Annotated in this window: 12 protein-coding genes and 1 tRNA gene; 3 read left to right on the top strand and 10 right to left on the bottom strand. The window is 72.4% G+C overall.

All coding sequences use genetic code 11. The features are described 5' to 3' along the window. Positions 1-11 precede the first annotated feature (11 nt). Together IPI43_04230 and IPI43_04225 are read right to left on the bottom strand one after the other, a co-directional pair. On the bottom strand, positions 12-1,313 hold the full coding sequence (locus IPI43_04230) for a serine hydrolase (GenBank protein MBK7773333.1): 1,302 nt from the start codon (positions 1,311-1,313) through the stop codon (positions 12-14). Positions 1,314-1,438: 125 nt separating this feature from the next. Continuing rightward, positions 1,439-3,553, bottom strand: coding sequence for a S9 family peptidase (locus IPI43_04225; GenBank protein MBK7773332.1), 2,115 nt, complete (start codon positions 3,551-3,553; stop codon positions 1,439-1,441). Between the two features lie 135 nt (positions 3,554-3,688). On the opposite strand from IPI43_04225, the gene IPI43_04220 reads away from it, so the two are divergent. The 3 genes from IPI43_04220 (at position 3,689) to IPI43_04210 (ending at position 4,667) form a co-directional block, all read left to right on the top strand. Next, positions 3,689-4,072, top strand: a complete 384-nt coding sequence (locus IPI43_04220; protein MBK7773331.1) for a DUF423 domain-containing protein — start codon at positions 3,689-3,691, stop codon at positions 4,070-4,072. Between the two features lie 67 nt (positions 4,073-4,139). Then, positions 4,140-4,520 carry a PPOX class F420-dependent oxidoreductase gene (locus tag IPI43_04215; protein ID MBK7773330.1) on the top strand — a complete coding sequence of 127 codons (381 nt, stop codon included), beginning with the start codon at positions 4,140-4,142 and terminating at the stop codon, positions 4,518-4,520. A gap of 70 nt (positions 4,521-4,590) precedes the next feature. Continuing rightward, positions 4,591-4,667: transfer RNA gene (locus IPI43_04210), tRNA-Met, on the top strand. Positions 4,668-4,705: 38 nt separating this feature from the next. Here the strand turns inward: IPI43_04210 and IPI43_04205 are convergent. From IPI43_04205 to IPI43_04170, 8 genes are all read right to left on the bottom strand, one after another. Next, positions 4,706-4,873 (bottom strand): hypothetical protein, encoded by a 168-nt coding sequence (locus tag IPI43_04205; GenBank protein MBK7773329.1) that lies wholly within the window; start codon positions 4,871-4,873, stop codon positions 4,706-4,708. Positions 4,874-5,080: 207 nt separating this feature from the next. Beyond that, complete coding sequence (locus IPI43_04200; GenBank protein MBK7773328.1) at positions 5,081-6,397, bottom strand: cyclic nucleotide-binding domain-containing protein; 1,317 nt, start codon at positions 6,395-6,397, stop codon at positions 5,081-5,083. A 39-nt stretch (positions 6,398-6,436) separates the two neighbouring features. Beyond that, positions 6,437-7,186, bottom strand: coding sequence for a tetratricopeptide repeat protein (locus tag IPI43_04195; protein ID MBK7773327.1), 750 nt, complete (start codon positions 7,184-7,186; stop codon positions 6,437-6,439). A 159-nt stretch (positions 7,187-7,345) separates the two neighbouring features. Further along, the gene (locus IPI43_04190) at positions 7,346-11,584 is read right to left on the bottom strand and encodes a protein kinase (GenBank protein MBK7773326.1); all 4,239 of its coding nucleotides are present in this window, start codon (positions 11,582-11,584) and stop codon (positions 7,346-7,348) included. 51 nt (positions 11,585-11,635) lie between these two features. Further along, a complete protein-coding gene (locus IPI43_04185) occupies positions 11,636-15,820 on the bottom strand; it encodes an AgmX/PglI C-terminal domain-containing protein (protein MBK7773325.1) in 4,185 nt (1,394 codons plus the stop codon). A gap of 3 nt (positions 15,821-15,823) precedes the next feature. Further along, on the bottom strand, positions 15,824-20,299 hold the full coding sequence (locus tag IPI43_04180) for a hypothetical protein (protein MBK7773324.1): 4,476 nt from the start codon (positions 20,297-20,299) through the stop codon (positions 15,824-15,826). Between the two features lie 205 nt (positions 20,300-20,504). Further along, a complete protein-coding gene (locus IPI43_04175) occupies positions 20,505-20,786 on the bottom strand; it encodes a hypothetical protein (GenBank protein ID MBK7773323.1) in 282 nt (93 codons plus the stop codon). A 60-nt stretch (positions 20,787-20,846) separates the two neighbouring features. Beyond that, positions 20,847-21,350: a hypothetical protein gene (locus IPI43_04170; GenBank protein ID MBK7773322.1), complete on the bottom strand. Its 504-nt coding sequence runs from the start codon at positions 21,348-21,350 to the stop codon at positions 20,847-20,849. Positions 21,351-21,398 lie beyond the last annotated feature (48 nt).

The raw sequence follows: 21,398 nt of genomic DNA, 5'->3' as shown, positions 1-21,398 counted from the left end.
AAGAAGGGGAGCTACGGGTCGAGCAGCAGCTCACGCGCCAGCAGCTCGCCCAGGTTCACGCAGAAGGGGAACGAGACGCGGTCGTAGTCGGCGCGGTTGTCGTTCATGAGCCCGTCCCGGTCCACGTAGAGCGTGACGGCCACGAAGAAGGCGCGGCCCGTGACGAGGTGGTGCACGTAGGCGCTCTCGAGGTGGAAGCCCCACGCGCGGCCGGCTTTGTTGACGTACTCGTAGTCGGCGCGCGGGACCACGCGGCTGATACCCGGCGTGAGCGGCTTGAAGCGCGCCTCGGCGTCTTCGACGGTGGTGCGCCGCGCGGCGGGCGGGCGGCTGCCCATGATCTCGCGCAGCAGCGCACGGTTCGCGGCGGTCAGCGGGAGGTCGGTGTCCGCGCCGTCGAGGCGGGGGTCCACCACGTCCAGCACGATGCGCTGGAGATCACGCAGCGAGATGTAGTTCTTGCGCCGGAAGTCGAGCGGGTGCTCGATGCGCTGGCGCGTGTCCGAGTCGAGGTGCGCCACGCCCACGCCCGTGCGCGGCATGTCCAGCTGCAGGCTGTTGCGGAAGGCCACCGACGCCGTGCGCTCGCGCGCCACCACCTGCCGCGCGCTGCCGCGGCCCACGCGCACCTCGGGCGCGAAGCGATGCGAGTCCGAGGGCAGCTCGGTGACCTCGAGGCGGTGCTGCATGCGCACGCTGGTGAGGCCGGCGCCCCACATGGCGCGGTTCATGAGCTCCATGCCGGCCACGTCGAACAGCACGTTGAAGCCGCGGTTGTTGGACACCACCAGCGTGCGCTCGATCTCCGCGCGCAGCGTGGTGTTGCCCTTGCGCGCGCTGGTCTCCACCGTCTCGCCGTTGGTCAGCCGCGCCGTGCGGGCCGAGAGCGAGAGCGGCGCGGTCACGAGCTCGGGTGCCTCCGAGTGCGCCTGGAACGTGAGCAGCGACCCCACGGCGGCCACCGTCTTGATGGCGCTGGCGGGGTAGAAGTACTCCGCGTTCAGGCGGTAGCCGTAGCTGCGGATGCAGGGGCGGCCGGCAGCGTCGCGCACCACCTCGCTCACCAGGATCTGCGCGCGCAGGTCCTCGGCGTTGGCCAGCACCTCGGCGAACTGCTCGGGGTGCGCACGCAGGAGGCGCTCCACGTAGTCGTCGCCGCGGTCCACGTGGGTGGGGCCCGGCGTGCAGGTGCCGGAGCGCAGATCGGCGTCCCCCGTGCGCAACGGCGGTGTTGCCTCGGTCACCGAGGGCGTGCGCCCCCGCGCGGCGGGCACCGGGAGCAGCGCGCCGAGGAGCAGGAGGGAGGCAGCCACGCGGAGCGAGCCGCGTGTGGTCAGTCGGGAAGTGCGCAGGTTCACGTTGCCTCGAGAGCAGCTTCAGCCTGCCACATGGGCTCGCGAGAGGCCCGAGTCCAACGGTCCCGCGAGCAGCGGAACGCTCACTCGACCCCCAGCGCGTGCTCGATGAACGTGTAGAAGCGCGTGTAGCGGGCCACCGTGTCGCTCAGGCGGCGACCGGCGCCGTGGCCCTGCTCGCGCTCCATGTAGAAGAGCACCGACGCGGCCGAGGTGTTGCTCACCTGCAGGCGCGCCGCGAACTTGGTGGAGTGGCCCCAGTACACGCGGCTGTCGTGATCGGCGGTCTCGATCAACGTGGCCGGCAGCGCCACGGCGTCTGGGATGCGGTGGTACGGGCTGTAGGCGTGGAGGACGGCGAAGCCCTCGGGTGAGTCGCTGCTCATGTACTCGGGTTCCCAGATCTCGGCGGGCGGGAAGTGGTGGTAGCGCAGCATGTCGTAGAGGCCCACGTAGGAGACCACCGCGCCCACCTCGCTCGGCACGCGCGTGAGCATGGCGCCCATCAGCAGACCGCCGTTGCTGCCGCCCGTGATGGCGATGCGCGCGGGGCGGCTGATCCCAGACGTGCGCAGGTAGCGGATGCAGGCCTCGAAGTCCTCGAACACGCGCTGCTTGTTCTCCCGGCTGCCCGCGCGGTGCCAGGCCTCGCCCAGCTCCCCGCCGCCGCGCAGGTTGGCCACCGCGTAGACGCCGCCGCGCTCGAGCCAGTAGAGCAGGTTGCGTTGGAACGCGGGCAGCAGCGACACGTTGAAGCCGCCGTAGCCGTAGAGCAGCACGGGGTTGTTGCCGTCGCGTGCCATGCCTCGGCGCGAGAGCAGCTGCATGGGCACCTCGGTGCCGTCGGCGGAGCGCACCTGCACCACCTCGTAGTCGAAGCCCTCGAGGTCCACGTCGGTGGTCACGCGCACGATGGGCGCGGGGTCGGCTGCGCCGCTGCGCAGGAAGATGGCCGGCGGAGTGCGATAGCCGCTGAACGAGAAGAGCGCGTGGCGGCCCGCGCGGTCGGTGGTCAGCTCGCCCAGCTCACCGCCGGGCGGCAGCGGCAGGTCACGCGGGAGCGGCGGAATGCTGGAGAGGCCAGCCCCGAGCGGAAACTCCACGAGCGCCGCGTCGAGGCCGCGCGTGTAGGCCAGGAGTAGCGAGTCGCCCTGCACCACCCACTCGTTGAGCACGGCGTCGGACTCGGGGACCAGCACCTGCCAGCGCGCGGCGTCGGCGAGCGCGGGGCTGTTCAACGCCACGGGGGTGCGCAGCACCTTGTAGCGCGGAGCTTCGCGGTTGGTCACCAACAGCAGCTGGCCCGCGTGGACCGTCGCGGCGGTGCGGGCCTCTTCGCCCACGATGATGGGGGTGACGTCCACGGGGTGGTCGTTGGGACCGCGGCGGGCGAGCCACAGGTCGTTGGCGGACCAGCCGCGCGAGACGGCCAGGATCAGGTGCTGTCCATCCGGCGTCACGCCCACGCTCGGGAACTCGGTGGGGTCGCTGGCCGCGAAGATGAGCGGGTCGGCGGTGGGGGCCTCACCCAGCCGGTGCCGGTACACACGCGAGCCATAGGTGTCCACGCGCGCCGGGTCGTCGTGCGGGAAGTCGGCGTCGTGCTCGGCGGGGTAGCGCGTGTAGTAGAAGCCGCTGTCGTCGCCCAGCCAGGACACGCGGCTCCACTTGGCGTGGGTGATGGTGTCGGGGAGCAGCGCGCGGGTCTGGACGTCGAGGACGCGCAGCGTGGAGCGCTCGTCGCCGTTCTGCGAGACCCCGAACGCCACGAAGCGACCGCCCGGCGAGAGGTAGGTGTAGTCGATGGACGCGCGCTCGCCGAACGCCTCGGCCCTCAGCACCGGGGCGGCGACGGGGACGAAGTCGGGCGCGTGGGCCACGAAGTAGGCGCCCTGCTCCTCGGCGCCGGAGCGGCGGTAGAAGAGGAGCGTGTCCCCCTCGAGCTGGGCCTCGCCCAGAGCGTCGATGGACAGCAGCTCACGCAGGCGCGCCTCGCGCTCGGCGCGCTGGTGCGGTGCAAGCGTGGCGAGGGTGTGTGCGTTCTGCGCTTCCACCCAGCGGTGGGTGTCCTCGGTGTCCAGCTCGAGCGAGCGGAAGGGGTCCGGCACCGGCACACCGTGCAGCACGTCGGTCACCGCGCCCGCCTGGGCGTCGGCGTTCAGGCCCATGAGCGGGTCGGTCTCCCCCGGCCCGGTCACGGGCGCCCTCCCAGCACACCCGCCTGCGAGGACACCCAGCGCGAGCCCCGCTGCGAGGACACCCATCGGGGCTCTCGGGTGGGTGTCCCTCGAAGGGGCTGGCGGGGTGACAGAGCGGGGGTCAAGCTCGCCGGCATGGAACGCGCACTGATGATGATGGCTGGGGTGCATGGCTTCCTCGCGGTGGCGCTGGGCGCGTTTGGGGCCCACGGGCTGCGCGCGAGCCTGGCGGAGCTGGAAGATGGTGCGCGGCGCCTCGAGTGGTGGAGCACTGCTGCTCAGTATCACCTCGTGCACGCGCTGGCGATCGGCGTGGCCGCCCTCCTGATGGCACGGGCCCCAGGGCCTGCTGCGGTGGCTGGTGTGGCCTTCTCGGTGGGCGCGGTGGTGTTCTCGGGCAGCCTCTACACGATGACGCTGACCGGCATCCGCGGGCTGGGAGCGGTCACGCCGCTCGGCGGGCTCGCGTTCCTGGTGGGCTGGGCCGCGCTCACGGTCGCAGGCTGGCAGCTTCGCTGAGCGGGCCCGCCGAGCCACGCGCCAACCTCATGCGGGCCGCTCGCCGCGGTGCTAGCCTGGTCGCGCCATGACGCACCCCTTCGACCCGATCGCCAGCGCGCAGTACATCAACCTCACCACGTTTCGGAAGAACGGGGAGCGCAAGGCCACGCCCATCTGGGTGGCCGTGAGCGAGGGCCGCGCCTACGTGTGGACGCAGCGCGACACGTGGAAGGTGAAGCGCTTGCTGGCCAACCCCTCGTGCGAGATGACGCCGTGCAACGTGAACGGCAAGAAGAACCTGGGCGCCACCGTGGCCGGCAAGGCCCGCGTCCTCCAGCCGGGCGAGACCGCCGTGGCCAAGCACGCCTTCAAGAAGAAGTACGGCCTGAGCTTCATCACCGGCGAGTTCTTCGGCCGCATCCGCCCCGGCTCCGACCACGCCTACATCGAGATCACCCCGGCCTGAGCCGCTCGCGAGGGCAACGCCGATCCGACGTTGACAGCGTTCTCGCGCCCCCTATAATCCGCGTCCCGTTGCCGATGTAGCTCAGATGGCTAGAGCGGGCGTTTCATACGCGCTAGGTCAGTGGTTCGATTCCACTCATCGGCACCAGACCCCTGCTTCGGCGGGGGTCTTTTTCTTTTGGGCCCTCAGAGAGACGGACATTGCTCCGCGTTGGCGTTGGCGTTGGCGTTGACGTTGACGTGGTCGTAGCCGTACTCGTGCTCGTTGACGTGCTCGTGCTCGTGCTCGTACTCGCCGACATCGAAGTCGACCGACAGCCACTCCCCGCCGCCCCAAGCCGACTCCAGCTCCATCGACTCCGCGGCTATGGCCACAGACTGGTCCAAGACGATTCCCTGCGGCCACGCGAAGTCACCAATCGCATGCGGCTCGGCGATGGAGTGCGCGGTGGGGTGGTGGGGGGTAGGAGTACGAGCACGAGCACGAGCACGTCAACGACCACGAGTACGCGTACGACAACGACAACGACAACGACAACGACAACGACAACGACGAGAGGCTCAGATGAGCACCACGTCCGACACGTCCAGCGCCTCCTGGGCCACCACGCTGCGGGTCTCTTCTTCGCGCTTCACCGCCACGTCGTAGAGCTCGGTGAGCAGCATGGGGTGCTGCCGGATGGCCGCCTGGAAGCGGTCGCGCGTGAGCTCGAGCGCGATGGTGGGGTGGGCCGCCACCACGGTGGCCGTGGCCGGGCGCCGCAGCACCAGCGAGATCTCGCCCACCACGTCGCCGGGCCCTAGCTCGGCGAGCACGATGTCGTCGCCGTCGCCGTCCTTGCCGATGACGCTCACGCCACCGCTCGCGATGAGGAAGAGCCCGGCGGCCTCGTCGCCCTCCGTTACCAGCGTCTCGCCACGGTCGAACGAGCGGGTGCCGAAGAGGTCGATGATCTGGTTGCGCTCCTCGGGGCCCACGGCGCTCAGGATGGCGCTCGAGCGGACCAGGTTGGCGAGCATGCGCGCACGGCAGAACTCGCCCAGCTGCTCCCCGATGGCCGGCGTGGTGGCGGCCAGCGCCTCGAGCGTCTCGCGGCGCACACACAGCAGCTGGCTGGTCTCGAGAGCGCGCACCAGCGCGGCGCGCGGGGCGTCGCTCACCAGCGCCATCTCGCCGAAGATGGCGCCGGGCCCGAGGTGCGCCAGCGCGAGCGTCTCGCCGTCTTCGGTGCGCGCCACCTCGAGCAGCCCGCGCACCACCACATAGGCCTCGGTGCCCTCTTCGTGCTGCGCGATGACCTCTTCCCCACGCGTCACGTCACGCAGCTCGAACGCCTCCAGCAGCTCACGCAGTGCCGGCGGAGTGAGCGCGGAGAAGAGCGGCAGCTCGGGCACCTTCCCGGCGGCCACGGGGTCCGGTGCGTCGGCGGCGTTGAGCAATGCTTCTTCGGCCTGGTCCAGCAGCGCATCGCCGCTGGCCTTCATGACGTCGGGCGCGATGGTCTTGCGCGTGGGCAGCGGGGGCGGTGAGGGCGACACGTCCGCGATGCGCTTGCTGCCTTTGCCGAACGCCTGCGCGATCTTCTCGAATGCCTCTCCGGCACCGGCCTCACCGGCCGCCTGCGCATCGAGTGCAGCGGCCGTGGCACCAGGGAGGTCGCCTCGGTTGATGAGCTGTGTGACCACGCGCTTGTGAGCTGCGGCAGCCGCGTCTCGACGGCCGCGCTCACCGAGCACGCGTGCGAGCAACGCGAGTGACGCGAGGTCCAGGGGCTCGGCACTCAGCGCGGCCATGGCGGAGCGCAGCGCCCCTTCCTCGTCTCCTGCAAACAAAGCGGCGTAGGGGCTGGCCGCGTCAACCGGGGTGGCTTGGCTCATCCCGCCGAAGATACCAGACTGTTTCGGCGAGCGGGCCGCTCAGTGGCTGTCGATTTTCGCCAGCACGGCGCGCGCACGCCGCAGCTCTTCGCGCAGCGTGAGCTCCTTGGCCAGCCCCGCGTCGGCGTTGCGGCGCAAGAAGGCCTGCAGGTGCACGATGGCCTCGCGCTGGTCTCCCATGAGGTGCGCGATCATACCGAGGAGGAACCGACCGTAGCCCTCGGCGTTGGGCGAGGCGCGCAAGGTATCGAGGGTGCGGCGCAAGTTGCGGGCCGGGCGCCCCGCGTCGAGGCGGATGTACGCGGCGTGGGCCCGCAGGAGCGCGCGGTCGCGCTGCGCGCTGCGCATGGCCTTCTGGAGCGTGGCCAGGGCGGCGTCGACGTCGCCCGCGTGATGCTGCAACGTGGCCAACCCCCAGAGCTGGAAACTGCGCCGCTCGGGCGGAGCGCTGCGCGCGGCCCGACGTTGGGTGAGCAGCGCCTCGTGGCCCTCCCCGAGCGCTGAGAGGGCTCGGCTGGCGTCGTGCCAGGCGATGTCTTGGAGCGGCCCCAGCGCGGCGGCCCGTGTGGCGATCTCCGCGGCGCGGCGCAGCTGCCGGAGCTCCACGTGCGCCAGGTAGAGCTGACGCAGCAGCAACACCTGGGTATCCCGCGTGACGCCGGGCCCCAGGGCGAGGCCACGTTCGGCGGCCTGCTGACGCTGCTCCGGCCGACTAGACCGGAGCGCCGCGAGCAAGGCTTGCTCGGGGGTCGAGTCCGGAGGTGGCGCGGAGGGTCTCAGGGTCGGCATGGTTGATACGCGTGTCCACAAATGTAGCACAGCCAGAACAGGCTGCAATTCACCTTTGATTTCAGAATCTTAGCATCATTTGTCCACAGCTTTGCCAGCTGTACGCGAAGACCCTGTTGATGACCGCCGCATCACTGGGGATGCGGTACCGCCCGACCCTCAGCGCGCCAGCAACTCGGCGACGTCGGTGGTGGCGCGGAAGCGCTCGCGTGCCGCTTCTCCACGCACCCGCTCGGCCTGCCCCACCACCGCATCGCGTGCGGCTTCCCACGCGCGCGCGGCGTCTTCGGGCGCCCCCAGCCGTTCGTAGCAGCGAGCCAGCAGCATGCGAACGGCGGCGGGGCGCTCTACCGTGACGTCGGCGTTGAGACGCGCGCTGGCGGCATCGACCGCGGCGCTGGCTTCGGCGAGCGCTCCGCGCGTGGCGCGCAGCCAGCCCAAGAGCGCCAGTGCCTCCACCTCGAGGCTGATGAAGTCGTGGGCCAGGCAGAGCACGCGGGCGGCCTCGGCCGCTTGCTCGGCCTCCTCCGAGCCGGCGGCACCCGCAGCGGCCAGCAGCACGCGCGCCGTGAGGATGCGCTCGCGTGCTTCGAGATACGGCCCGTGCTGCGCCACCTGCACGCGCAGCTCGCTCAGCAGCTCCGCCGCGCGCTGGGGCTCGGCGCGGCGCAAGTGCAGCTCGATCATGGCGCACTGCGCCTCTTTGCGGCCGGGCGTGGCCTCGATGGCCACCATGGCGCCCAACACGTTGAGCGAGTGGCTGAGGAAGTCGCTCGCCCGCTGAGCGTCCCCCAGCGTGTCGTAATGCAGCGCCAAGAGCGCCAGCTTGCGCCCCAGCCGCAGGCGGTCGCCGGTCTCACGGTCGAAGCTGAGCGAAGCACGGGTGACGGCCACCGCGTCCTGATAGTTGCCGAGGCACGCCAGCGCGGCCCCCAGGTGGTCGAGCGCGAGCGCCTCGTGGCGCTTGATACCCAGGCGGCGGAACACGACGGTGGCCTCGGCGTAGGTCTCGAGGGCCTTGCGCGCGTGCCCTGCCCGCTCGAGCACGATGCCCTTCTGAATGAGCACCAGGCCGCGGGCCGGGAGGAAGTCGGGCAGCACGCCAGCGCGCCCTAGCGCCTCGTCGCAGAGCGCCAGCGCTCGCGCGGACGCACCCCGGTCGCGGGCCACCTCGGCCAGCATTCGGATCGTGTCGATCTCGGCGCCCCGATCACCCTCGGCGATGGCTCGGGAGCGAGCCTCTTCGAGGTGCCGCTGGGCGTCCGTGAGCGCGCCGCGGTCGATCTCGAAGCGCGCACGCCGGTTGAGCGCGAAGGCCCGCAGCGCCCGTGGCATTTCAGGATCGCGTGAGAGCGCATCCAGCCTGTCCAGCTCGCGCACTTGCTCCTCCTGCTGACCCAGGAACCGCAAGATGCGCTCGCGGCCCGCGTGGGCGGCGAAGCGAGCCTCGGGGTCGTTCACGAACAGCTGCAGGGCGCGCGCGTACAGTCCAAGCGCGCTGGCGTTGGCGAAGACCCCGCTCGCCAGCTCGGCCGCTTCCAGGTAGGCGTGCGCGGCGGCGCCAAGCTCCCCAGCCTGCTCGAGGTGGTGGGCGATGCGCGCGGCGGGCGCGTCTGGGAGCGACTGGAAGAAGTCCGCCACGCGCCGGTGCATGCGCCGCCGGTCGTCGGGCTCGGCGCCTTCGTAGGCCACCTGACGCACCACCCCGCTGGCGAAGGACAGCGTGCCGTTGGTGCGACGCACGAGGAAACCGCGCTCGAGCAGCTCCTGGATGCTGGCCTGCACGTCCGTGCCGGCAATGTTCACCAGCTGCCGCTCCTCGAGCCCAGAGCCGGCCACCGCCAGCCAGCGCAGCGCACGGCGCGTGGGCTCCGGGAGCTCGTCGAGGCGCGAGGCCACCACCCCCTCGAGCGAGCTGGGTAGGGAGATGGGCACGCTGCTATCGCGGACCACTGTTGATACGCCCTGTGTATCCTCCACGACACGGACCACGCCACGCTCCAGCAGCGCGTCGGCCAGCTCCTGGATGTGGAACGGGTTGCCGCCGGCGCGCTCCACGATGGCGCGCACGACATCTTCCGGCACCTCCGCCCCGCGAAAACAGCGCCGCACGATCACCCGGCGCTCCGCCGTGTCGAGCTCGCCCAGCTCGATGACGGGCACCCCGCGCAGCGCAGCCGCCGTGCGGACCTCGGGGCGGGTGGCCATCAGGATCAGCACCGGGCTGCGGTGCACGCCCTGGCTCATGGTGCGCAGCAGGTCCAGGGACGCGCTGTCGGCCCACTGCAGCGAGTCCAGCCACACCACGATGGGCCCGCCCTTGGCCAGGTGGCGCAGCAGGAGCTCGATGGCATGCACCACCTCGCGGGTGCGCTCTTCGTGGCCGAGGTCGGCCGAGCGCTCGTCGGCGCTCCCCAGCAGGGTCAGCACGCCGCGCTCGATGAGGTCTCGGCGGTCGCCGTCCATGACGACCGCCTGCAGCGAAGACCGGATCTGCTCGCGCACCACGGAGCGCTCGGCGTCATCGGAGATGAAGAAGATGTCGCGGATGAGCGCCGCCAGGCTGGAGAAAGGCACGTCGCTGGTGCCGAAGCCGCACTCGGTGGACAGGATGCCGGGCATGGGCTCGAGCGAGTCGAGGGCGGCCGACACCAGCGCAGACTTGCCCACGCCCAGCTCGCCCACCACGGCCGCGAAGACCGCCTTACCGGTGGTCTCGGCCTCACGGTAGAGGGCGCGGATGGTCTCTTGCTCGGCCGCACGGCCGACCAGGCCCTCGGCCCCCAGGTGGTGGCGGGTGTCCACCGCGCGCTCCTCCCGGGTGCGCGCTCCCAGGGCGCGATAGGCGCGCATGCGGATGCCGCCGTCCAGGAGCACCTCCTCGGAGTGCTCCTCGTCCATGCGGAAGTCGCGGCGCACCAGCCGGTAGACATCGCCCGTGACGCGCACCGCGCCGGCGTTGCCCTCGTTGGCCAGGTGCTCGGCCACGGCCAAGGCAGACTCGACGGGGGCGTAACGCAGCAGGCGACCCGACCCGTCGCGCACCGTGGTGACGATGCCCGACGACACGGCGAGCGACGCCGTGATGGGCGCGAAGAGGTCGGCCGAGAGGCCGTGCAGCGCCTCCACCACGTCGAAGGCCAGCGAGACCCCGCGCAGCGCGTCTTGGGGGGTGGTGCGCCCGAGCCCGATCACATATCGAAAGTGAGACTTCTCGACGCCGTCCTCCCAGGAGAGCACGGCGTCGTTCTTGTAGGCGATGTCCGCCAGGATGCGTGCCGCCGCCTGGTCCACGCTGGGGAGCTGCCCTGGGTCCGTGAGCGAGCTGGAGTCCCGCACCCGGCCGGCCACCACCACTACACGGCGCCGCTCACGCAGCTCGCGCTCCACGGCCAGCGAGCCCGCGTTGATGGTGAAGCCCGCGAAGGTCATGGCGTCGCGGATGCGCGGGTCCTCCACACTGGCGTGGGCGCGTGGCACCAGGCGCACGAGCTGCTGCTCGAGGGCCTCGGCGTCCCACAGCACCGACGAGTCGTGCAGGAACTGCGCGAGCGAGCTGCCCAGCGAGCGGGCCGTCTGAAAGCGCTGCTCGGGGTCCGGGTGCAGGGCGCGCCGCACGATGCGATCGAGCGCGTCCGGCACGTCCGGGTCCACGTCCTGCGGGAAGGTCACGCGGCCCTCGCGCGCCGGCTCGAGCGCCTCCATGCCCTGCAGGCCCGGGAACATGGGGCGGCCCATCAGCAGCTCGGCCAGCAGCACGCCCAGCGAGTACACGTCGCTGCGCCGGTCCACGGCCTGCCCCTTGGCCTGCTCCGGCGACATGTAACTGAACTTGCCCTTGATGACGCCGTCGTCCTCGGACACCAGCTTCGCCTTGGCGATGCCGAAGTCGGCGACCTTCACGATGCCGTCGTAGCCCAGCAGCACGTTCTGGGGGGACACATCGCGGTGGACGATGTCCATGGACTCGCCGTGCGAGTCCTTGCGCTTGTGCGCGTAATCGAGCCCCTTGGTGACCTCGTGGACGATGTAGGCCGAGAGCCCGTAAGGCAGCCGCTCGCCCAGGCGCTTCGCCGCGGCGCTGAGGCGCCCGAGGTCCACGCCGTCCACGAACTCCATGGCCAGCAGGAACTCGCCCTCCACGCGCTCGAACGCGTAGACCTGCACGATGTTGGGGTGGTTCAGGCGGGTGGCCACCTTGGCCTCGTCCACGAACATGGTGAGGAAGTGCTCGTTGCGGGCGAATTGGGGCAGCACGCGCTTGACCACCAGCACCTTCTCGATGCCCTCCGCGCCCGTGGTCTTGGCCAGGAACACCTCGGCCATGCCGCCCTTCCCTAGACGGCGCAGCACCCGGTAGCGACCGAGAGACACGGGCGGTGGAGCGTTCGTGGGCACGGCGGCCGGCAGCATAGGCCGATGCCGCCCGCCGTGAAAGACCTTGTCGCGTCAGGGGGTCGCAGGGGTGGCGCGCGGGGGCTCGGTAGTCAGCGCGCCCGCTTCGAGGCGCATCACCACGCGCCGCGTCTCACGATCGAGGCGCACGGTCTCGCGCAGGATACGCTCCTGCTCGGTGCCCAGGCCCAGCACGATGGTGAGCGTGGCCTCGGTGGCGCGCAGGTCCTCGCGCCCACCGCGCTCGAAGGCCAGGCGCAGCGCGCCCTCATCGAGGTCGGCTAGCGTGAGGGCGTCGATCCCGTGCGCGGGGCTGTTCAGCTGCACGGGCTCGAACCGGTCTGCCGCGTCCGGGTAGGCCACCGTCATGCTGATGACGTCATCCGGGTGGGCCCAGGTCAGCGCCGCGAAGAGCGCGGGCGGCGAGCGCAGCGCCCCCGAGTGCCGCAGGCGGCGCAGCACCGCCGCGTCGATGGCCGGGTCCTGGCTCTCCGAGCGCAGCAGCGCGAGCCGCACGCGCGTCCACGCCTGGGCGATGGCTGCCTCGCCTTCGCTCGCGTCGCCATCGGCGGCTTCGGCCACGCGCTGCTCCAGCCGCAGGGCCTCGTCCACGCGGCCTGCATCGGCGGCGGCGCGAGCCAGCAGCAGGTTCACCTCGGGGTCGCCCTGGCGCAGCTGCCCGAGCGCGCGGTACTCGCGGTAGGCGTCGTCCGGCCAGGCGTGCGCGCGGTAGAGATCCCCCAGGCGGCGGCGCGCCCACGGGTCGAGAGGTGCACGCTCCACGATCTCGCTGAACACGCGGCGGGCCTCGTCGGGCCGCTCTTGGCGCAGCCAGAACTCCCCCACGGCTGTGCGCACCGCCGCGTCGGCCAGCGGGTCGGCGCGCAGCGCCCAGGCCAAGCGGCGCGCCTCGGGCAGGGCGTTGGTCTCCTCCAGCAGCTGCAAGAGGCGCAGCCGGAGGTCCATCTCGTCGGGGGCGATCTCCAGCCAGCGCCGCACGAGGCGCAGCTTGGCCGCAGGGTTCGGGGCACGCCGGTAGAGGCGGTCGAACACGCTCCAGTCGATGCTGGCGTCGTCGAGCCCCAGCAGTCGCCGGGCGGCCTCCACCTGGGCGGCGCTGCCGAGCGAGCGCAGCACCACGGCGCGCAGGTAGCTGCCCGCCGCGCTGTCCGACGGGAACGCGGCCGCCAGCTGCACGCGCTGTCCGCCCACGTGGGTGAGCATCATGTCCAAGAGCGCGCGGCGTGCGCGGAAGTCGCCCAGCTCGCACTGCGAGCTCGCGTCCCGGTAGACGGCCAGCGCACCGCCGACGCCGCCGCTGGCCGCCAGACGCTCGCGCCACAGCGCGCGGCGCACGGTGAGATCCTGGCGCGAGGCGTCGCTGCAGGTCCGGCGGGTCCCGATGGCGCGATCGGCCGCGCTGAACACGAAGGTGTGCTGGATGCTGACGCTGCCGCCCTCGGTGACGGGGAAGCGCAGGCCGCGCACCTCTTGGACCACGCAGGCGTCCACGTCCTCTTCGCCGAGCGTGGAGCGCACCAGCGTGACCGCGCTGACCGTCCCAGCGCCATCCACGGTGACCGCCACGGTGACGGCGCCCTCGAGATCGGGCCGCAGCAGCAGCTTGCGCTCGTAGCAAGCGTTGGGGCCGCGCGCGCCGAGGCGCAGGGCACGACCGACGGCCGCCTGGGCGTAGCCGCCATCCCCCGTGGGAGCCGGGGCGGATTCGTCGGCTGCACCGGAAGAGACACGCGGCACCCAGGTGCGCTCTGCGGCGCTCTCCGTGGCCACGGGCGCGGACACCGGCCCCCGCCGCCGCCAGCCCTCTTCCAGAACGGGCACGGAGGGAGCGCGCCCACCCAGCTGCCAGCTGAAGTCGAGCGGGTTGATGTCGAAGTCGGCCACCAGACCGTAGGCCTCGCCCTTGCCACCGCCCACCACCAGCGAGGTCCACGGGGTGAGCAGGTCGTGCTCGAGGCCGATGGCCACCAGCGCCTCACGGCCCGCGTCCTCGTCGAGCAGCTCGTTCAGGCGTGCCACCGCCCAGCGCCTGCGCACGTCGGGCGCGGTCACGCTGGCCACGCTGAGCGGCAGCGTCTCGTCGAAGTCCACGCCGTCACGCGAGCCGCGCACGCGCGCCGCCGGAGGGACCTCGTCCACCAGTCGGCCGAACAGACGCAGGCGCCCGCTGTCCGGCACGGTGAGCGCGCCGCGCGGGTAGATGCGCTCCACGGTGGGCCCGAGGTCCACCGTCACACCGCGCAGCATGGGGCGCGCCGCGTCGGTGAGGGTGGCGAGCACGGCCGCCGAGATCTCGTCGCGCGAGCCCACCGCGCGGGCGCTGCTCTCGCCCATCACGGCGCGCAGCAGGTCCACGTTGGCTTCGTCGCCGAGGCCGAGAGCGAAGAAGCGTGGCGCGCGCGGCAGCTGCGAGAGGGCGGTGCGGATGCTGGTGGCGTCGAGCGCGCCCGTGGTGGGCCGCCCGTCTCCCAGGTAGAGCACCGCAGCGCGCGGGGCCCCCTCGAGCACGCTGGCCGCGCCACGCAGCATGGTGCCGAGGTCGGTGGCACCACCTAGCGTCGCGCTACCCAACGCGCCCAGCAGGCGCTCGGCGTGCTCGGCGCTGGCCGGCTGCAGCGCGGCGGCCTCGCCCTCCGGCGCACGCGTGACCAGGTCGCCGAAGCGCAACGCCACGCGGTCGGTGGGCGCCAGCTGTTGGAGCACGTGCTCCACCAGGCCGCGCGCCAGCTCCAGCTCCTCGGGCTCGGTCGCCCCGGACGTGTCCACCAAGAGCACCAACGAGAGCGGCACATCTTCGTCGGAGGGCGCGAGCTCGTGCGTGGGGATGTCCACGGCCACGAACGTCTCGTCCGGGGCGCGCTCGCCGGTGATGGGGTTCACGTCATTGGACGGCGCTCGGTACGTGTACACGCGTGGCGCCTGCGCGGTCTCGGTGGTCTCCTGCGGGTCCAGGATGTCGAGCGTGAAGTCGGCGCGCGGCCTGAAGTCGCTGCGCCGCAGGACCACGCGGCCCCCCTCGGTGAGCGCACCCATGCCGGCGCGCGTCGGCGCCCCGCTCGAGGCGCCGAGATCCACGGCCAGGTGCAGCTCACCCACCAGCGGCGGCTCGCCCTCGGTGCGCATCGGGTACACGTAGGTGCGCATGTCGGCCGTGCGGGTCAGCCACTCCGTGTAGGCCACCTTCACGCGCACCACGGCGCCCGGCGTGATGGGGTAGACACGCGCACGAACGCGCTGCGGGCCGTCGTACGAGAGGCGCGCGCTGGGCAAGCCGTAGACCGCCACCGGGGGCGAGAACCCGTCGCCCATGGGCAGCTGCTGCACGGCCGAGGGCACGAAGCCCGCGCCCTGGTCCACCTCGAAGGCCTCCACCACGGCGCCCTCCGGCAAGCGCAGGCGGTACTCGGCCTCGAGCGCGTCGTCGTAGCCGTTGAAGAACGTCTGGATCACCTCGGTGCGCGCGAGCTCGCCGTCCAGCGTCACCTGCACCTCGTGCGAGCGCATGCTGAGCGGCCGGCGGGCCACGCCGCGCTCTTCCATGCGGCGGCCCGTGAGCTGGCCGATGTAGCCCGCGGCGGGCGGCGGGCGTGGGCTCGGGTCGGCTAGGCCGCCGGTCCAGTCGTCCCACAGCGCGGCCGGAGCGGCCTCGGCGGTGGTGCTGGTGAGGATCAGCGTCTCACCCTGGGCAAATCGCCCCTCGCCACCCTCGCTGCGATAGACCACCTCGCCGCTGGCGCAGTAGATCTCCGTGCGCGCCTCGGTGACATGCACGGCCATGGCGCCGTTCTGAACGCTGACGGTGCCGTGCGGCGACTCCACGCTCAGCCCCTGGTCCACGCGCGCGTCCACGAACACGCGGCCGGCCTCCACACGCACGGCCTCCAACGTGGCGCTGACGCGGGTGCTGCGGTCCAACAGGAACCACGGGCCGGCGTCGTGCGTGAACGTGGCCCGCGCACCATCCGGCGTGGCGATGGTGGCGCCGGTCTCCACCCGCGTGGGCCCACGCGCTGCGGTGTCGTGTTCCAGGCGAGTGAGCGTCACGGCGCCGCGCACGGGCTGAACGAGGCCGACCGTGGCTGCGGGTGGAGGCTCACCGCCGCCGCACGCGTGCAGCGAGCCGAGCGCGATGACCAGCGCCTGGATGTGCGCGAGAGTGTGGAGTGACGTGCGGCCGTGCATGGAGCGCCCCTGAAACATGGGATGAGTGAGGGTCATGGCTCAGCGCCCCCCGTCCGTGCGCATGGGCGTGCGTAGGGGGGGACGGGGCCCTCCGGTGGGTGGCGGCCTTCCGCCCGTGGGCGCGGTGACCGGCGCCTCGCTCAGCGTGTCGCCCGCGATGGTGAAGCCGAACGAGCGCTGCTCCGCCGTGAAGCGCAGGTTGCGGACCTCCACGCGCTCGTCGGCGGCGCCCTCGCGCCAGACCACCACGAGCTTGGCCTCCACGGTTGTGAGGTGACGCTCGCCCTGGCGGCGCACCTCCACGCGGTAGGTGCCGTCCTCCACCTCGCGCACGTCGAACACCTCGATGCCGTACTCGGGCGTGAGGTCCACGGGCCGCGACAGCCCGAGGCCTGGATAGCCCGCCCACAGGCCCAGGTTGGCGTCCGGGTGCGACCACACCAGGGAGGCGCGCAGGGGCGACGCCTGACCCATGACGCCGCTGCGCCGCATGCGGGCCACGAGCGCCGCGAGGCCGTCCGTGTCGTTGGCTGCCCGCGCCGCCGCGCGCAGCTCGGCGAAGCGCACCGAGGACCACAAGAGCGCGGTGCGCGCCAGGCCCACGGCCTCACCGGGCTGGCCCGTCTGCGCGAGCGCCTGCTCGAGGCGCAGCGCTTCGTCCACGCGGCCCGCCCCCGCGGCCGCCTGCGCCAGCAGCAGGTTCACGCTGGTGTCGTCGGGGCGAATGGCCGCCAGGGTCTGGTACTGCCGGTAAGCCTCGTCGAACCAGCCGTGGGCGCGGTAGAGGTCGCCCAGGCGCCGGCGCGCCAGCTCGTCACGCGGGGCGAACTCCACGATCTCGCTGAACACACGGCGCGCCTCGGCTTCGTCGTCGAGGCGCAGGTACAGCTCGCCGATGGCCGTGCGCACGCCCGCGTCGGCCAGCGGGTTCTGGCGCATGACGCGCGCCAGGCGCCGGACCTCGGCCGCCTGCCCCATGCGCTCCAGCAGCTCCAGCAGCGAGAGCTGCAGCTCCATGTGCGTGGGGAACTGCGTGATGAGCCGGCGCAGCACGCGCACCTTGGCCGCGTCGGTGGTGGCGCCTGCGAGGGCGCGCTCGATCATCTGGGCGTCCACGCTCGCCCCGAAGGTGCGGCGCACCAGGCGCAGGTCCTCGGGGGTGCGCACGCGCCGCACGATGGCGTTGCGCAGGTAGCTGCGGACGCTGGTGCTGCTGGACGCATGGTAGAGCGGCAGCATCTCGGCCACGCTGCCGGCGCGCGACAGCATGAGGTCCAGCAGGCGGCGGCGCTCTTGCCAGCGGGTGGCCTCGCAGCGCAGAACGGCCTGCTGGTAGACCTGCAGCCAGCCGTAGGCGTTGCTCTGCGCAGAGAGGCGCTCGCGCCAGAGGGCCTCGCGGTCCTCGAGCGAGGCGCGCGACGCGTCGGAGCAGCGGCTGCGCTCGTGCTCGGGGCCGCGCTCCATCTCGACGGTGGTGGTGATCACCAGGCGGCCCCCGCGGAGGGTGTCCTCGTCCAGTCCGGCGAGCACCCCTTGGAGGTCACGCTCGCTCGCCTCGGCGCGGCGGTTGCGGGACTCCTCCGCAACCGGCCCCTGAGAGGCACCCCGTCGGGGGGACATGGTGCGGGGCGGAGCGGGTGGGCTTCCCGACGACGCGCGTCCCATTCCGATGGTGCCGATTCCGACGCCGCCGCCACCCGCGCCCGTGCCAGTCATGGGGGAGCCGTCCGAGCCGTGCCCATCGCCCACGGCGTACCCCAGTTGCTGCAATTGCACGGCGACGTCTGGAGAAATGCCCTGGGGCTGGGCCACGACGGGCGCAGCCTCCGCGACGGGTGCATCGGCGCCGTACACGTTCGCAGCGGCCTGGGGCTCGGGCTCCGAGGGGGCACGCCTCACCGCATCGTCCGACGGCGCCGTGGTGGCCGCCGTGGGCGACGACGGCATGGGCATGGGCGCGCCCGTGGGCATGGCCCCCGGCGGTGGGGGCGGCTGAGGAGCGAACGCTCCCACCACGCCGGACGCCTCGGCCGACTCGGCGCTGGGCGCGTACTCCTCTTGCGGCGCGGGCGAAGCCTCCGGCGCGCTGTCCAGCGAGCAGCCCGCCAGCGCCAAGGGCAGGAGCAGCGCGCCCAGCGGGTGGGTGTCCCCGGCGCTCGCGTACTGCACGTCCTCCATCAGCTCGGCGGCGCGCGGCCCCAGCTGGCTCAGCTCGGCCTCGCTCGGCACGTAGAAGCTGGTGAAGGGCGTGATCAGCCCATAGCGCGTCCCGAGGTCCGCGATCTCCTGGCGCCCTTCACCCGACAGCAGCAGCTGGTGCAGGCGCTCGGCGGCCCAGCGCAGGCGCAGGTCGCCGTTGTCCGAGACGGTCTCGGTCTCCACCTCGAAGCTGCGCTCGAAGGGCTGCCCGCGCAGCTCGCCGCGCACGGTCACCGAGGTGGGCGGCGAGCCGTCCACGCGGCCCACGATGCTGATCGGATCGCCCAGCACCACGTCTACCGGGCGGCGCGGGAAGAGCTGCTCGATGCCGCTGCCGACCTCCACCTCCACGCGCTGCAGCACGGGGCGGCGAGCATGCCCCAGCAGCTCGATGGCCACGCGCGCCCCTTCGGCGCGGGTCTCCACACGACGGGCCAGGCCCGAGCCACGCGTCAGCGTCTCGAGCAGACCGAGCTCCGCCGTCGCACCCACGGCAACCGCATAGGCGCGCAGCGGACGCGGCAGGCGCGCCACACGCTCGAGCAGCGCGTCGGCCTCCAGCTCACCCACGGTGGGGGCGCCGTCGCCCACGTAGATCACCACGCCGGGGCGCGCCGGGTCCAGGAGCGCGGCGGCCTCCGCCAGGGTGGCGCCGAGATCGCTGGCGCCGCCGCTCGGGACGCGCGCGAGCCCGTCCAGCAGGGCCTCCACGCGCTCCGGGCTAGCGGGCCCGAGGGCCACGGCCTCGTTGGTCACCCCGCGCAAGCGCAGGTCGCTGGCCACGATGGCCACGCGGTCGCTCGGCGAGAGGTGCGCGGCCAGGGCCTCGATCACGCCACGACCCAGCTCGAGCTGGGTGGTCTCGGTGGCCGCCGAGACGTCCGCCACCAGCACCAGGTCGATGCCCTCGGCGGGTGCGTCGCCCTCCATGAGGTCGCGCGGGAGCACCAGCGGCAGGTACCAGTAGTCGCTCTCCTCTTCGGCCGTGGCCGGCCCCGCGCTCGGGTCACGCGGCGGGGCCTGGTGCTCTGCGCGAAAGGCCCGGTGCCCGGTGGGCGTCTCGTCGCCGTCCACCAGCTCGAGGAACAGGTCGCTGCGCGGGCTGAAGTCGCTGCGGCGCAGCACCACCCGGCCGTCTTCCACACGCGCCCCGTGCCCTGCGCGCACCTCGCCCGCCAGCGCCCCGCTCAGGTCGGCCGAGAACTCGAACTCGGACACCAGCGGCGCATCACCGCCCGCGCCCATGGGGAAGCGGTAGACGCGTGGCTGCCCCTCGGCAGGGCGGCGCAGCCACTCCACGTAGCGGATGGCGATGCGGCGCGTGGCCCCCGGCTGAATGGGATAGATGCGCGCGCGATAGCGGCCCGGCGCGTCCCATTCGAGCAGGGCCGGATCCAGGGTGGAGCCCGCGTAGACCTGCGCCTGGTACTGGCGCGCGGCCTGCGCCTTCTCCTTGATGTAGCCGTCCACCAGGCGCCCGCGGCGGTCCACCGCGAAGCGCTGCAGCACGGCCTGCTCGGGCACCGAGATGCGGTAGAGCCCCTCCACCATCTCGCTGGCGGGGTTGAAGAACTCCTGCTCCACCTCGGTGATGGCCAGGTCCCCCTCGATGCGCACGTGCACGCTCAAGCGGCGCACCACCAGCGGCCAGCGCGCGAGGCCCAACTCGTCCGGCACGCGGGCTTCGAGGACACCCACCCCGCTGCCCTGCTCGCGCGCGCCGCCGGGCTCGGCCAGGCCACCGGTCCAGTCTTCCCAGAGCGTGGCCGGCACGGGCGCCTCCGCCCCCTGCGTGTAGCGCTCGCCCGTAGCCAGCGGCCCGCTGCGTTCCCCACCGAGGGTGCTGTAGGTCACCTCGCCGCGCACCACGTAGACGTTGCGCGCTGGCGCGCTCTCGAGAGACACGGCGGCGTCGCTGAGCCGCAGCTCGAGACCCTCCGTCTCGGTGCCGAAGCGCACGGTCAGGGCGTCGCGCGGGGCCACCTCCACGTACACGCGCCCGCCGTCCACCTGGAGCACCCCCTCGGCGTCCACCGAGAGCTGCGCGCCCGCAGACACCAGCACGCGCGGGCCGGAATCCAGCTCCACCCAGGCCACGCCGTCGTCGGCGATGGTGAGCGCCTCGCCCGGGGCCAAGCGGCGCAGCGTGGGCGAGCCCTCTCCCAGCGACCCGCGCACGGCCCGCGCGGTGGCGGTGGTGGCGTGGGTGTCCTCGGGTCCGCCCCCGCAAGCCCCGAGGCAGAGCGCGAGCAGCGGCGTGAAGAGCGCCGGCGAGAAGAAGCGGGGCAAGCGGGATGGAGAGCTGCTGACGGGCATGAGACTCCAGGGCAGAAGGGGGGCAGACGCCCGCCATCGAGAGAAGTTCCGACGCCTCGCGCATCGGATTCCTTGGCTCGACCCCAGGGCCCACCGAACGCCCGGGGATATTTGAGGAAACGTGGCCGAGCGTCCCACGCTGCCGGCCGAGCGGGAAGCCCCTTCTCCGTGTGGGGACACCCACCCCAGCCGCCAGCCGATCGGGCTACTGCGCCAGCAGCGCGCGCAGCCGCGGATGCAGGAACAGCTCCTCGGTGGGGAGCCGGCGCAGCGCGTCCAGCAGCGTGTTGCGCTTCACATCGAGGCTGGCGTCCCGTGGCACGAAGCAGAGCCGCTGGGTACCCACGCGCGCCAAGCCACCCGGCGACGGCTCGGGCAGAGGCTCCTCGCGCACCAGCACGCCGAGTTTCTCGAGCGCGAGGGAGAGCGCCTCGATGTCCCCCCGCAGGGCGCGCTGGGCCTCGCTCTCACGTTCTGTCGCACTCACCGGCCCAGCATGATCCCGAAGCGCCCGCCGCGGCAACCGGAGTACCGACCCATGGCAAAGTCAGCCGGCCACTCCGGCCTCGGGCGCTTCGCTCCGTTGCGCGGCGTTGGCGCGCACCCCTTCCAGCCACTCGGTGGTCGCATCCACCACCATGGTGTCCATGATCAGCACCCTACCCGCGCCGGTCACCAGCTCGAGCCGCATCATCTCCGAGCGCGGGATCGCGTTGATGTCCACGTACTCGATGTGCTCGAAGCGCACGCGCTGCTCTGCACCACGCCACGGCTGGACCACCAGCTCACCGCGGGTGTAGTTGGCCTCGAGAGTCACCTTCGGGCGCATCATCACCTGCACCATGACGATGAGGATGGCCCCCGCCGCGGCGATGGCCCCAAACCCCGCGTAGCCCTCGGACATCCCCAGCACGAGCGCGCGCGCCAGCGGCAGCATCAACAGGATACCCGTCGCCACGGTGACCCACTGCCACCGGGTGCTGTAGCGGGCCAGCACGAAGCGCTCGATCTCTTCGGGCGGGGCCTCGGGTCGTTGAGGATCGCGGTACACGCTGACGGAGCACCGTAACGCCAAGCCCGGGTCATCGTCCAGGCCCGG

The sequence above is a fragment of the Sandaracinaceae bacterium genome (genome assembly GCA_016706685.1).
Taxonomy (GTDB): Bacteria; Myxococcota_A; Polyangia; order Polyangiales; family Houyiibacteriaceae; genus JADJJE01.
Note: the sequence above shows the minus strand (reverse complement) of the source record. Positions and strands in the feature narration are given on the sequence as shown.